We start from the raw sequence: 14,968 nt of genomic DNA on the forward strand, positions 1-14,968 counted from the left end.
AGCTCTAACCAAAATATTGAATATATTTACAGAGTGTATAACAATAGTATCAATGGTAATTTATTTCATCAACGACTTATTATGATATAATCCAACTTTTTTTTCATTAAATTATGCGATAACTTCTGCTTAGAAAAAAAAAAGAGCCTCACAACCTTGAATTCCAAGGTCGTGAAGCTCTTTCATCCTATGAATTAATGTGCAACAGCGTTGTTAAGCATGATCCAGATCGAACCAATTACGATGGTCATCATAATCAGCAATCCGAAAATAAGTGCCATTACATTCCAGCGTGGTTTTTCTGTTTCACGGATATGCATGAAGAAGAAGAGTTGAACCACAAACTGAAGTGCTGCTGTACCCAGAATCACAATGAGTGTTCCTGTTTTGCCCATCATGTCGTTCAGAACCACCACAAGTGGAATGATTGTCAGTACGACGGACAGAATGAAGCCGATGACATAAGACTTCAGTGAGCCATGTTGTTCATGGCCGTGGGAATCATGTGAGTTGTGCTCTGCCATCTACATCACCCCCATGAGATAGACGATCGACAGGAGGAAGATCCATACGACGTCCAAGAAGTGCCAGTACAAACTGATAACGTTGATCTTACCGCGAGTAACGTCGGTAATCCCACGTTTTTTCAGTTGGAACATGAGTCCGATCATCCAGATCAGACCAAGCGATACGTGAAGTCCGTGAGTACCCACGAGGGTGAAGAATGCACCCGAAGCTGCACTCGTCGTGTAACTAAAGCCTTCGTGAACCATCTCAATAAACTCATAAACCTCCAGGGCGATAAAGCTTGCACCCAGAACAGCTGTAACAATCAGCCAGTTAATCAATTGTTTCACTTTACCCTGGTTCATTGCCAGAACGGCAAGTCCGCTCGTAAATGAACTCGTGAGCAAGATAAATGTCTCAGCGATAACGCCAGGCATTTTGATCAGTTCGGACAAAATCGGTCCGCCCGCCGTGTTGTCACGCAACACAATGAAGGTTGCGAACAATACGGAGAACAAGATAACGTCGGAAATCAGGAAGAACCAGAATCCGAGAATTTTCATTTCCTGTGGATCATGGTGGCCATGGTCATGACCATGCGCATGATTCTCACCGTGCTTAGCGGCTGCTTGAGCCATCTATACCGACCCCCTTAACGACGCTTCGGTACGCTTAATTTCGTCGACCGGAATGTAATAATCCGTATCGTAAGAGAATGAACGGGCGATCATACAGATGCCTACGCCAGCAAGTCCGAGAATCGCCATCCACAGCCATCCGAATACGAAGCCAAAGCCGGCTACAAACCAGAAGACAGACATAATGAACGGAATCGAAGAATTCTTCGGCATATGAATTGGTTCATATACAGGCTCAGGCGGATGAATGCCTTTCGCACGACGTTCTTTCTCTTCCCACCACTCATCAATATCATCTCCGCGCGGTGTAACAGCAAAGTTGTACTCTGGAGCTGGTGAAGGAATCGACCACTCGAGCGTACGACCATCCCATGGATCGCCGGAAGCTTTAAGTGTTTTGTATTTGCGAATACCGTCTGCAATTTGTGCAACTTGGAACAAGAATCCGACACCCATCAGGAATGCCCCGATTGTGGATACGAAGTTAAGTTCCCACCAGCCAGTATCCCAGCCGTATGTGCTCAGACGACGTGTCATACCCATCAGACCGACAGCGTACTGCGGCATGAAGCAGACATAGAAACCAATATTCCAAGTCCAGAATGCCCATTTGCCCAGTTTCTCTTCGAGTTGGAAACCGAACATTTTAGGCCACCAGTAATACAGACCAGCGAAGTATCCGAAGACAACGCCACCGATCAATACTTGGTGGAAGTGGGCAATCAGGAAGTAACTGTTATGGAACTGGAAGTCAGCAGGAGCAACGGATAACAGAACGCCTGTCATACCCCCGACAATAAAGCACGGGATAAAGGCAAGTGTCCACATCATCGGAGTCGCCATGCGAATCCTTCCTCGATACATGGTAAACAGCCAGTTAAATATCTTAACCCCTGTTGGAATAGCAATCAACATCGTAGTTACGGCGAAGAATGCATTCACGTCCGCTCCTGAACCCATCGTGAAGAAGTGATGCGCCCATGTAAAGAAGGACAGGAAGCTGATAATTAACATTGCAAATACCATTGACTTGTAACCAAACAGTTTTTTCCGCGAGAAAGTACTTACAATCTCGGAGAACACACCGAATGCCGGCAAGACGACAATGTATACCTCAGGGTGACCCCACATCCAGATCAAGTTGATATACATCATTGGGTTACCGCCCAGATCAAGTGTGAAGAAATGCGCCCCGGCAAACCTGTCGAGGAATAACAATGCAAGTGTCACGGTCAAGATCGGGAAAGCAAACAAGATAATGATACAAGTGGAGAATACCGACCATGTAAACATCGGCATTTTCATCCATCTCATGCCTGGCGCACGCATTTTAATGATGGTAACCAGGAAGTTGATACCGGTAGCCAGGGAACCGATACCCGATATCTGTATACCCCATATATAGAAGTTCTGTCCGACCCCCGGACTGTGTGACAGTTCCGATAGAGGTGGATAACTCAGCCATCCTGCATCCGGTGAACCACCGATAACGAAGGACAGGTTAAACAGCATTGCTCCCAGGAAGAATAACCAGAAGCTTAATGCATTCAGAAACGGGAAGGCAACGTCCCTTGCTCCGATCTGTAATGGCACGATAACGTTAAATAAACCAAACATAAATGGCATCGCCATGAACAGGATCATGATCGTGCCGTGAGTTGTAAAGACCTGATTATAATGTTCAGGATGTAAGAAATCCATGTTAGGCATAGCCAGCTGCAGACGCATCATCAATGCATCCACACCACCACGGAACAACATGATAATGGAAGCAATGATATACATAATACCGATCTTTTTATGATCGACAGTAGTTAACCAGTTACGCCAGAGCCAGCCCCATTTTTTGAAATAAGTCAGCACCGTTACGATCGTAATCATCGTAATACCGATGGCCACGTCTGCTCCATAGATCAGCGGGTCGCCAGTTACGAAAAACTCCGATGCAAACTCTTTAAGTCTCTCTAACATTGGGGGCCTCCTTTCGAATCTTTAGTTAGCACTCTTGTCCTCATCTTGTTTGGACACATCGGTTGGACTTTGAATGGCTCCAGAAGCTTCACTTGAACTTCCATGCTTACTGTGAGCACTTTGACCATCTACAACATACTTGGTCACGATATTTTGGAACAATCCTTCTGGGAACGCAGAATAATAAGCCACATTGCTCGTTCCTGGTTCAGCAAGCGCTTTGTAACCTTCTGTAGTCAATTCCTGAGAGTTCTGTTTCACTTCAGTTACCCATTTGTCAAAATCTTCGTCTGATGTAGCATTCACATCAAAACGCATTTCTCCAAAATGCTCACCTGTGAAGTTAGCGCCTGAACCCCAGTACTTGCCTTCATGATCTGCCTGCAGATACAAGGTCATCGCCATACCCGACATCGTATAAATCTGTCCTCCAAGTTGCGGAATCCAGAATGAGTTCATCGGTGAATCCGCAGTGAGTTCAAATTTCACGGGCCGGTCTGCCGGAATATTCAGCGTGTTAACCGTTGCAATGCCTTGCTCAGGATACATAAACAGCCATTTCCAGTCCAGTGAAGACACTTGGATGGTAATTGGTGCTTTCTCGTGAGCCAACGGCTTCGAAGGCTCCAGATCATACGTGTAACGAATCGTTACAATTGCTAGTATTCCAATAATGATAATTGGAACTGTCCACCAGATTGCCTCCGCCTTCGTACTATGAGACCAGTTAGGCTCATAAGCAGCTTTGTTATCCGGCTTGTCGCGGTAACGCCATACGATTACGGCAGACAAAATGAGTACTGGCACAATGATGACAGCACACAAAATTGTCGAGATGACAATCAAATCTCTCTGCGAAGCGCCAATTGGCCCCTTCGGATCCAGAACAACGTACTGCCCGCCTGCCAGCATTGGCCAGACAATCAATGCAATTGTAACCAACGTCAGGACAACCGGAATGATAATCCGGATTAGCGACCTAGGTTTCTTGTTCATTTTGATCCCCTCTCCTTAAATTCGCTCATACTGAAAAATCAGTATACTACTCTCTTCCTACTAAAGATATCAGAAATGAACAACTTTTTTGTTCTTGTTAACAAATTTGTCGATTTTACACCTTAAATGTGTGAATTTTTTCTCACAAATCGCTTGCATGGTTGATATTTGCTTATTGTAATCTTTACACGTCAAGTCACAAAATAAAACCCTTTGCAGTCCCCGTTGAACAGTGTCAACGAATCCGCAAAGGGCTTTATTGACTGGATTCCGGGTACTTATCCAGTCTTATTATGGACGAAATAACGCAGGATTATAATCAATCGGCGCCTTCGTCTTCCCGGCGTGTATGAACAAGGCCAATCGCTTTGGCAATAACGTAAATAAACACACTACCTACAAGGAATCCAATACCGACCATCAGACCAAGATTACGATCATTAAAGTCATTCAAATTGATTAGACACATGACCACTCCCGTAATGAGTGCGACCCATGCCAGAACTGTCATCGTCAAGACGGCGCGCCGCATATTTTTGTCTTTGCGCTCCAATTGGCTGACCATTGCTGTCTTCGATGCCATAGTAAACACTTCCTTTTCCCTTTTTGTAAGTGCTTTCCTTATACCAATATACCACATCAGTATGATTTTTAGTCAACAAATGTTCAAATTTCCTTCGCAATTTGGACACTTTATTTTCGAATTATCCGTTGACAAAACATTATCGAGTTCTTCCTTACTTCTTATAACCCAAAAACCGCCTCTTCATAACAGGAAAGACACTTGACCTGATGAAACCTTTATGAACTACTCATTTTCAACTGTAAAAAAATAAAAAAAGACGGTGCATTGGAATACTCCAATGCTCCCGTCTTTCCCTTCAATAATAAGGTATCCATATATAATGAGGACCTGCTTTTCCCTTTAAACAAGATTGCATCTATTGGGGATTATGTTCATTCCGTGTTTCCAGCCAATTATTCTTAATGACATTCTGATACCAGTAATAGCTCTCCTTCGGCGTTCTCACAAGTGAACGATAGTCCACATGAACGAGACCGAAGCGCATACGGTAGCCTTCTGCCCATTCGAAATTGTCCATTAATGACCACGCCATGTACCCTTTCAGGTTAATGCCGTCGTTAATGATGCGGTGAATTTGAGCCAAATGCTGTTCATAATAGGCAATTCGGCGATCATCATTAATTTTGCCATTTTCCAGATCATCATTGATACAAGCACCGTTCTCCGTGATGTATACATCCACATTGCCGTACTTTTGCAAGTAATGCATGAACTCATACAAACCGCGTGACTCCACTGGCCAGCCGATATCCGTCTTGGTTAAGCCCATATCCACTTCTTCCGATTGAAGAACACCAGCTTCCGGATTAAAGCGATTAATTCCCATCGTGTAATAGTTAATGCCGAGCAGATCGATCGGTTGCGAGATGATCTCCATGTCACCTTCTTGAATAGGTACAGTAGCCCCCGCATCTGCAAACCAATCCACCATAAATTGCGGATACGTTCCTTTGTAGATCGGGTCTAGGAACCAGTCGGTATTGAGCGCGATCGATCGGTCACACGCAGCCTGGTCCTCAGGAGATTTGCTGTACGGCTCAGCCCAGCAGACGTTCGGAGCAATACCGATCTGTCCCGTTATACCCATGCGACGGAAGGATTGGACCGCTTTACCGTGAGCAACCAACAAGCCATGAGCAACATTGATTGACGTTTGCAGGTCTTTGTTTCCTGGCGCATGAATCCCGAGAAGATTTGACAGGAACGCGATACACCATGGTTCATTGAATGTCAGCCAAAAGTTGATTTTGCCTGAGAATTCTTTGAAGATCACTTCGGCATATTTTACAAAAGCATCGACAGTTCTGCGGTTGCCCCAGCCACCGTCATCCTCCAACGTTTGTGGCAGATCCCAGTGGTACAGCGTGAGAAACGGTTCAATGCCAGCCTCCAGCAATGCATCCACAAAGCGGTGGTAGAAATCCAGCCCTTCCCGATTGATCTCACCATCCCCATCAGGAATAATACGTGGCCAAGCAATGGAGAACCGGTATGTATTAATCCCAAGTTTCTTCATCAGTTCGATGTCTTCCTCGTACCGATGGTAACTGTCGCACGCGACATCACCATTGTCTCCGTTATATACTTTGCCAGGAGTGCGAGCAAACGTATCCCAAATGGATACCCCGCGTCCGCCTTCCTGTGCGGCTCCTTCGATTTGATAGGAAGCTGTTGCTGTACCCCAGCGAAAATCTTGCGGAAATTTAAAAATCGTCATGGTTTACTCCTCCGTCTCATAGTGACACGCGGATCGTCTGTCCTGCGGCCATGGATAAATGAATTACATAATCGCCCTGAGGCGTGAGTTCTGCCTTCGCTTGTTCCTGTCCGTCCACCCGCAGCGGATAAGCACTGCGAAGAGACAGCGAGTCATTTCGGTCTGCCTTGATGACCGCTGAAGCAAGCTTGTGGTCTGCCCACGTTATGCCCACCGTATAACCACCTCTTGCACGAAGCCCTTCAACACGACCTTGAGTCCAGAGATCAGGCAGTGCCGGCAGTAAATGTAACTCGTTCAAGTGGCTCTGCAACAACATCTCGGCCATTCCAGCCGTGCCTCCAAAATTACCATCAATCTGGAAAGGCGGATGGTCGTCAAACAGATTCGGATGCGTAGATCGGGCCAGCAATGTGTGTACAAACTGATGTGCCTGGCTACTATCCAGCAGTCGTGCATACAGATTGATCAACCAAGCACAGCTCCATCCTGTATGCCCGCCACCTTGTGAGATACGACGTTCAAGCGATATTCGTGCTGCTTCCACCAGTTCCGGTGTGTGGACTCGATTGATCTGCTCCCCGGGATACAGTCCGTACAGGTGAGAGACGTGACGATGCCCTGGCTCGGATTCGGCAAAATCCTTAAACCACTCCAATAATTGTCCTTCGCTTCCAATTCGGAATGGATAAAGCTTCTCTAGAGCCTCACGCCAGTCACTTGCCAATGGCTCATCTATATTCAGTTGCTTCGCGGCTTCAATACAGCGGCTGAACAGCTCACGAATCAAGCTCATATCCATGGTTGAAGCCATCGATATACTCCGTGCCTCTCCAGCATCAGTGAGAAACTTGTTCTCTGGTGAAGTGGATGGAATTGTAACCAGATAACCATCCGGCCCTTCCACCAACCAGTCGAGACAGAAGAGTGCAGCCTCTTTCATGATGGGATAGGCACGTTCCTCAAGAAAACGCTGATCACCGGTAAATTGGTAATGCTCCCATAGATGCGAGGTCAGCCACACGCCACCCATCGGCCAGAATGCCCAGCTTGCATCACCGCCTGTCGGTGTCGTGGTTCTCCAGATGTCCACGTTATGATGCGCTGTCCATCCACGGGCTCCGTAGAGAATTCGCGCCGTTCTGCGCCCTGTATCACTGAGATCGGTCAGCATATCAAACAGTGGCTCATGACATTCACTGAGATTGCAGACTTCTGCCGGCCAGTAGTTCATTTCTGTATTGATATTGATCGTGTAATCACTGTGCCATGGCGGTTCTACCTGATGGTTCCAGATTCCCTGCAGATTGGCAGGCTGGCTGCCCGGACGCGAACTGGCCATTAACAGATATCTTCCATATTGAAAATAAATTGCCTCCAGTCCAGGGTCTTGTGCCCCTGCCTGATAGGCCTGTAGCCGCTCATCCGTAGGCAATTCAGCGTTAGCGGATACACCTAGATCAATAGATACCCTGTTAAATAACGTATGATGATCTTGTACATGTCGTTCACGAAGCACATTCGCGCCATGTGTGATCGCCTTGGAGATGACATCCACGCATTCCTCTTTAAGCGCCAGGTTATCCTTCACAGGCAATACATCGTAGCGTTCAAAAGACGTAGCCGCTGCCAGATAGAAAACCACCTGATCAGCACCCTGAATATGTAACTTGCCTTCCAGATTGGAGACCTTTGCCTGCTGGCCTATTGCCGTAACTGCCAAACGAACAGCGTAAGCGGTTCCCCGATCCTCTTCATAAAGAACAGATTCCGGGTGATCCCTGAAATAATTGGACTCCACATGACTTGGGCACCGACTGAACATGGTTAGTGCATCTCCTGTTGTCTCAATGCGATAAGGATGTGGACTGTCCAGAGTAACACTTACACCCACAGCGCCCTTCCGATCAGCAGTTAATGTGCAGACCATCAGATCATCAGAAGCACTGGAATACACTTCACGTACATAACGAGTTCCTGCCCATGAGTACGTTGTGGTCGCAATACCCAATTCCAGATCAAGCTCACGCTCAAATGCATCATACGAAAGATCATCCAGACCCTCATGGTGCAAAAGAAAATGACCCATCGGCTGGTAGGCCTCCACATCACGACCGAGCATTTCACGGTTCAACAAATCCTCAGCTTCACCATACTGTTCAGACATAATCAACTCACGCGTCTGCTTCAAATACCGTTGACTACTGTATTGAATCGTATCCCGTGGAAACCCTGACCATAACGTATCTTCATTGAGCTGTATTCGTTCATTCACTGCGCCGCCGTACACCATGCCTCCAAGACGGCCGTTTCCGATGGGCAACGCTTCTTCCCAGCGTTTTGCCGGTTGTCGATACCATAAACGGTTAATTTTAGTTTGGTTGTTGTGTTGGGACATGATTAGCTCCTGTTCCTCGATCGGCTTTAGAATGCTTAAGATGATTTCTTCATTTTATAAAACGTTTTCGGTAAGTGCTTACAATAAGGAAATTATATGTGATTTCCAAATTTGCGTCAATGCAAATCATCACACATCAACCACATAAAAAAAGGCCCTTCGCAGGGCCTTCCTTGTTTTAACCATGGATTGCAGACAATCCATATTATTTTACGTCTTTTCCAGTCCACAGGGAGACACGTTCCTTAACCCAAACCGTAAATTGTTTCTCCATTTCAACTGCACCAGCTTTGTCCAAATCAGCCAGTAAAGCATCATATGTTGCATCAAAGTTTGCTGGTGTAGTCAGAACAGCTTCCGGAATCCGCTTACGGATGATATCCTGCGTTTTCTGGAATGTTACCTCATAGTCTGTACCGGAAGGTACTGACATGTTATATGCAGCGCCCCAGTCCTTAACTGGCAGATCTTCTTCAGCCGGATAGAACTCTTTCCAGGTCGTGATTCCATAAGCTTTCAGTGTTTCTTTCTCGGCAGCTGTGTAACCAGCTACGATCTGCTCTGGGAAGTTCGTTGTGTAATAGTTATCCGTAGAATCTTTTACACCATCACCGTATCTTGCGCTAAATATGTTATACATCCCGATTCCTGTTTCTTTACTGAAATTGGCATTGTCATTTGTTTTACGATCTTGAACTTCATCTGGAATCACACGTTTTCCATCTTCTACGTTATAGTGTTCGCCTTCAATACCCCAGTTTCTCAGGACTTGTCCTTCATCGGAAGCAAGCCAATCCATGAATTTGATGATACGCACTGGATCTTTGGCTGAAGTTGTAATCCCGATACCATAACCGTCAAATCCTGCTGGTTGGAACGTGTGATCCACAATTTCATCGTTAAGTGATACAGAGAAGTGAGCATATGTGGCATCATCCTTGCCCGATGATTTGAGTGCGTTCTCCGCTTCTTGATAGTTCCACTCTTGGTCAATCAGACCGAGGACACGGCCACTGGCAATTTTAGACTTATATTGATCATCCTTTTGAACAAATGCATCTTTGTCCAGTAGGCCTTCATTGTACATTTTGTTCAACCAGCGGAAATATTCTCTTTCCTCTGGACGTTTGTAGTGCAGCTTTGCTTCATACGTTTCAGGATCAATGTAATATTCACCATCATCCGGTGCACCTGTTGCCTGGAAGGCCGGGTTCGTTACCGTGATCATGATCTTCCAGTCATCTGCATTTAATGTCAAAGGAATGGTTGGCTGACCATCGATCGTTGGATGTTTTTCATAATAAGCTCTCAGTACGTTCTCGTAATCCTCAAGTGTCTTCACTTCAGGGTACCCGAGCTCTTTTAATACTCTTTGCTGAATTTCGAATCCACCTGTAGCGTCAAATGTAACGTTATCGACACCCATATTGGTTGGAATGGTATAGATTGCTTGATCTTCGAGACTGTATTTCAAACGGTTCATCTGTTCCCCATAGATTTTTTTCAAATTGGGAGCATGCTCTTCAATCAGATCCGTGAGATCCAGCATCGCGCCCGCATCCACAAGTTTGGACAAGTTACCTTTAGGGTAGATCATATCAGGAAAGTCGCCACTGGCAGCCATCAATGCAATCTTCTGGTTACCACCATCGTTTACATCATATTCAGCTTCAATTGTAACGCCTGTTTGCTCTGTGATCTTTTTACCGACAGCATCTTGCATCTTGTTCCAGGTTGGACTTGCATCCGCTCCGAAGAACGTCACTGTTATTGGTTCGGTACCGCTGGACTCTGTAGTCTCTTTGGAGCCCGAATTCCCACAGCCAGCTGTAACCAACATTGCACTTGCGAGCATTAACATTGCAAACGTCTTGGGTGTATTACCTTTCATTTTGCCTCTCATTGTCTAGTTCCCCCTATTATTTATGAAGGTTTTATCTGTATAACAGGCTTTTTGCCTGAGGATACCACTTTTTTGAATGCGCTTACGATACGTGCTGTAAAAACCAGATTTTTGGAGCTCGACAGTCAGCAGCACTCATTTTAACTTTCTTCTTCTAACATACATAAAACGTTTTCGAAATATACTATAAAACGCTTACTGAAAGTGCTTACATGATAGATTATAGGCTATTCGACACCATACGTCAACAATAAAAAAAGCCCTTTTTCAAGGGCTTTTTTCGCTATGAAAACCATCACTTTTCCTGCTTGGTTTTCAGTCTTATTTCACATCTTTTCCAGTCCAGAGTGCTACACGTTCCTTAATCCAAATGGTGTATTGTTTCTCCATCTCCACTGCACCCGCTTTATCGAGTTCAGCCAGAAGTCCATCATATACGCTGTCGAAGTTCTCAGGTTTGGCAAGGATAGCCTCTGGAATACGTTTACGTACGATATCTTGTGTTTTCTGGAACGTTACGTTGTAATCCGTATCAGAAGGTACAGGCATATTGTATGCTGCGCCCCAATCTTTCAGTTTCAGATCATCTTCGGAAGGATAGAACTCTTTCCATGTTGTAATACCATACGCCTTCAGCGTCTCCTTCTCAGCTGCTGTGTAGCCTGCTTGAATCTGTTCAGGGAAGTTCGTTGTATAGTAGTTATCTGTGGCATCTTTCACACCATCACCGTATCTGGCACTAAAAATGTTATACATGCCTACGCCAGATTCTTTCGTAAAGGCAGAGTTATCATTGGTTTTGCGATCTTGTACGTCAGCCGGAATAGTGCGTTTGCCATTCTCTACTTGGTAGTGTTGGCCTTCAACACCCCAGTTTCTCAGAACCTGACCTTCATCAGATGCAAGCCAATCCATGAATTTGATGATACGTACCGGATCTTTGGCCGAAGTCGTGATTCCGATACCATAACCGTCAAATCCTGTCGGTTGGAACGTATGATCCACAATATCCTTGTTCAAGGAAACGGAGAAGTGGGCATATGTTTTATCGCCACCGTTAGACGATTTCAAAGCATTCTCTGCCTCACCATAGTTCCACTCCTGGTCGATCAGACCGAGGACACGGCCACTGGCGATTTTGGACTTGTATTGGTCATCCTTTTGAACAAATGTATCTTTGTCGAGCAGTCCTTCATTATACATTTTGTTCAACCAACGGAAATATTCTTTTTCTTCAGGACGTTTGTAGTGGAGAACGGCTTCATAGGTTTCAGGATTGATATAATACTCACCATCATCCGGTCCACCCGTAGCTTGGAACGCTGGGTTCGTTACCGTGATCATGATCTTCCAGTCATCTGCGTTTAATGTTAACGGAATAGTTGGTTGACCATCAATCGTTGGATGTTTTTCATAATACGTTCTCAGTACGTTTTCATAATCCTCAAGTGTTTTCACTTCAGGGTAGCCAAGCTCTTTTAATACTCTTTGTTGAATTTCGAATCCGCCTGTAGCGTCAAATGCAACGTTATCCACACCCATGTTGGTCGGAATCGTATAGATCGCTTGATCTTCCAAACTATATTTCAGACGGTTCATCTGATCACCATAGATTTTTTTCAAATTGGGAGCATGCTCCTCAATCAGATCGGTCAGGTCCAGCATCGCGCCTGCATCCACAAGCTTCGACAAGTTGCCTTTAGGATAGATAATATCAGGGTAATCACCACTCGCAGCCATCAAAGGAATCTTTTGATCTCCACCATTATTCACATCATACTCAGCCTCAATTGTAACTCCCGTCGCCTTGGTAATCTCTTGACCGACAGCATCCTTCATGTTATTCCAGTTCGGACTTGCATCTGCACCAAAGAATGTAAAGGTTACTGGACTGGTTGTGTCACCGGAATCAACCGGCTTTTCTGAAGCGTTAGATCCTCCTCCATTGCCACTGCATCCTGCTGTAATTGCAAGAGCACTGGCTAACAGAAGCATTGCGAATGTTTTTGGTGTTTTGCCCTTCATGTGTAATCCCCCTTATGGATATAATGAAGCTGTATATTTGTATAACAGGCTGACCTGCGCATACCGTGACCAGATGAAGCGAATGTCATTTTCTTGTTTTTATAACATTTGAAGCGTTTTCCGAAAAATAAAATTGTTCTTCTCTTGCCTTATTTCTTCTTCAGTCTTGTACCTTTTTACTTTGAGCTTCAGGTGATTATCACAAGCTGTACAAGTTAATGTAAGTGCTTTCATAATTGAATAATAATCGCTCCCATAGTCCTTGTCAATAGTGAATTTGTAAAATTGAAAACGTTTTTTAGAAAACGTTTTAGGTATAAGAAAAAACCCGGCTGCCCGGGTTTTTTCTCGGTTAAAATATGACTATTCAATACACTTACTTAGCCTCTTCACCGCTCCACAGTTGAACACGGTTTTGTACGAGCTCTGTATATTGTTTCTCCATATCTTCCGCGCCTGCTTGGTTCACTTCTGCAATCATGCCGTCATAAATCGCATCGAACTGTTCAGGTGTACTCAGAATGGCTTCTGGGATACGTTTCCGGATGATATCCTGTGTTTTCTTGAAGATGACGTTATAGTTAGAGTCACCTGGTGTTGGCAGATTGTATGCTGCTCCCCAAGGTTTGATTGGGAACTCGTCTTCACCCGGGAAGAGATCTTTCCATGTTGTAGCGCCGTAAGCTTTGAGTGTTTCTTTCTCTGCATCGGAATATGCCGCCACGATCTGTTCAGGGAAATTCGTAGTATAATAGTTATCCGTTGAGTCCTTCACACCGTCTCCATAATGACCAGACAAATTGGTGTACAGCCCAATACCTGTTTCTTTCTGGAATACGGCTGCATTATTGGTTTTCTGGTCTTGAATGTCGGCAGGAATGACACGTTTGCCGTCCTTCACTTCGTACTGTTTACCTTCAATTCCCCAGTTCATCAGCACTTGCCCCTCTTCAGAAGCCAGGTAATCGAAGAATTTGATCGTACGAACCGGATCCGGATTGGTCGTTGTAATCCCTACACCCCAACCGGATACAAAACCAGGATCCTGGAAGGTTTGATCCTTGATATCCTCGGACAGGGTAACCGGGAAGTGTGAATACGTTGCTTCAGACTTGCCCGCGGATTTCAATGCATTTTCTGCATCGGAATATCCCCAATCCTGGTCAATGACACCAAGAACACGCCCACTTGCAATTTTGGATTTGTATTGGTCTGTTTTCTGAATGAAGCTGTCCTGATCAAGGAGTCCCTCATTGTACATATGGTTCAACCAGCGGAAGTACTCTTTTTCCTCTGGACGCTTGTAATGCAGACGTGCTTCATACGTCTCTGGATCGATATAGTATTCACCGTCATCCGGTGCCCCTGTTGCCTGGAAGGCCGGATTCGTTACGGTAATCATGATTCTCCAATCATCCGCATCCAACGTTAACGGGATGGTTGGCTGACCATCAATCGTTGGGTGTTTCTCTTTGTACGCCTTCAATACATTCTCGTAATCCTGAAGTGTACGCACTTCCGGGTATCCGAGTTCTTTCAGTACACGATGCTGAATACCAAATCCGCCACCTGCATCAAAGTACTTCTGGTCTACCGCATAATACGTCGGCAGCACATAAATAGCCTGATCCTCATTACTGTATTTCAACCGGTCCATGTAATTACCATATAGCTTCTTCAGATTGGGAGCATATTGGTCAATCAGTTCCGTTAGATCGAGCATTGCCCCGGCATCCACCAGTTTGCTAAGTTCTCCTTTGGGTGAAACGATATCCGGATAGTCTCCGCTCGCCGCCATTAAGGAGATTTTATCCTGACCACCACTAACGGCAAATTCACCGTTAAGCGTTACGCCTGTTTTTTCTGTAAGGACTTTACCCACTTCGTCCTTCATCCCATTCCAGTTCGGACTAGGATCCACACTAAAGAAATCGAATGTAAGTGGAGTAGTCTCTGAACTTGTATCCTTAAACGACGTATCACCGCCGCTTCCACCACCACAACCTGCGAGCAATGACATCGCAAGCACTGGAGCCAGTGCAATCTTCATTTTGGAACTTGCCATAATGGTAATCCTCCCTGTTTCATATGTCTGTCTTATCCGGGACTTTTTTGTCCCTGTCTATAGCTTCATGAATACCACACCGCAGCCCTATACGGTGAAGCGCAGACCATATGGCTGCGCTTCGGGTATCCTGATGCTTCATTTGTAGATGTACGGCCGCTC

At 45.3% G+C, this 14,968-nt stretch carries 10 protein-coding genes; all 10 read right to left on the bottom strand.

The window, feature by feature from the left end; all coding sequences use genetic code 11:
• Window positions 1-194: 194 nt before the first annotated feature.
• Complete coding sequence (gene cyoD, locus MHH93_RS19720) at window positions 195-524, bottom strand: cytochrome o ubiquinol oxidase subunit IV (RefSeq protein WP_091019256.1); 330 nt, start codon at window positions 522-524, stop codon at window positions 195-197.
• The gene (cyoC, locus tag MHH93_RS19725) at window positions 525-1,145 is read right to left on the bottom strand and encodes a cytochrome o ubiquinol oxidase subunit III (RefSeq protein WP_278298254.1); all 621 of its coding nucleotides are present in this window, start codon (window positions 1,143-1,145) and stop codon (window positions 525-527) included.
• Complete coding sequence (locus MHH93_RS19730) at window positions 1,146-3,116, bottom strand: cbb3-type cytochrome c oxidase subunit I (RefSeq protein WP_124118137.1); 1,971 nt, start codon at window positions 3,114-3,116, stop codon at window positions 1,146-1,148.
• A 21-nt stretch (window positions 3,117-3,137) separates the two neighbouring features.
• Window positions 3,138-4,112 carry a ubiquinol oxidase subunit II gene (gene cyoA / locus MHH93_RS19735; protein ID WP_500055396.1) on the bottom strand — a complete coding sequence of 325 codons (975 nt, stop codon included), beginning with the start codon at window positions 4,110-4,112 and terminating at the stop codon, window positions 3,138-3,140.
• A gap of 319 nt (window positions 4,113-4,431) precedes the next feature.
• Window positions 4,432-4,695 (bottom strand): hypothetical protein, encoded by a 264-nt coding sequence (locus MHH93_RS19740; protein WP_091038518.1) that lies wholly within the window; start codon window positions 4,693-4,695, stop codon window positions 4,432-4,434.
• A gap of 358 nt (window positions 4,696-5,053) precedes the next feature.
• Window positions 5,054-6,415, bottom strand: coding sequence for a GH1 family beta-glucosidase (locus MHH93_RS19745; RefSeq protein ID WP_500055397.1), 1,362 nt, complete (start codon window positions 6,413-6,415; stop codon window positions 5,054-5,056).
• Window positions 6,416-6,431: 16 nt separating this feature from the next.
• Entirely contained in the window at window positions 6,432-8,813 is a 2,382-nt protein-coding gene (locus MHH93_RS19750) for a glycoside hydrolase family 95 protein (RefSeq protein ID WP_500055398.1), read from the bottom strand.
• A 205-nt stretch (window positions 8,814-9,018) separates the two neighbouring features.
• The gene (locus MHH93_RS19755; RefSeq protein ID WP_500055399.1) at window positions 9,019-10,716 is read right to left on the bottom strand and encodes an ABC transporter substrate-binding protein; all 1,698 of its coding nucleotides are present in this window, start codon (window positions 10,714-10,716) and stop codon (window positions 9,019-9,021) included.
• 321 nt (window positions 10,717-11,037) lie between these two features.
• Window positions 11,038-12,741, bottom strand: a complete 1,704-nt coding sequence (locus tag MHH93_RS19760) for an ABC transporter substrate-binding protein (RefSeq protein WP_500055400.1) — start codon at window positions 12,739-12,741, stop codon at window positions 11,038-11,040.
• A gap of 376 nt (window positions 12,742-13,117) precedes the next feature.
• On the bottom strand, window positions 13,118-14,806 hold the full coding sequence (locus MHH93_RS19765; RefSeq protein ID WP_500055401.1) for an ABC transporter substrate-binding protein: 1,689 nt from the start codon (window positions 14,804-14,806) through the stop codon (window positions 13,118-13,120).
• Window positions 14,807-14,968: the final 162 nt, after the last annotated feature.

Origin of the sequence: Priestia sp. FSL H7-0729, assembly GCF_038005685.1 — a bacterium.
Lineage (GTDB): Bacteria > Bacillota > Bacilli > Paenibacillales > Paenibacillaceae > Paenibacillus.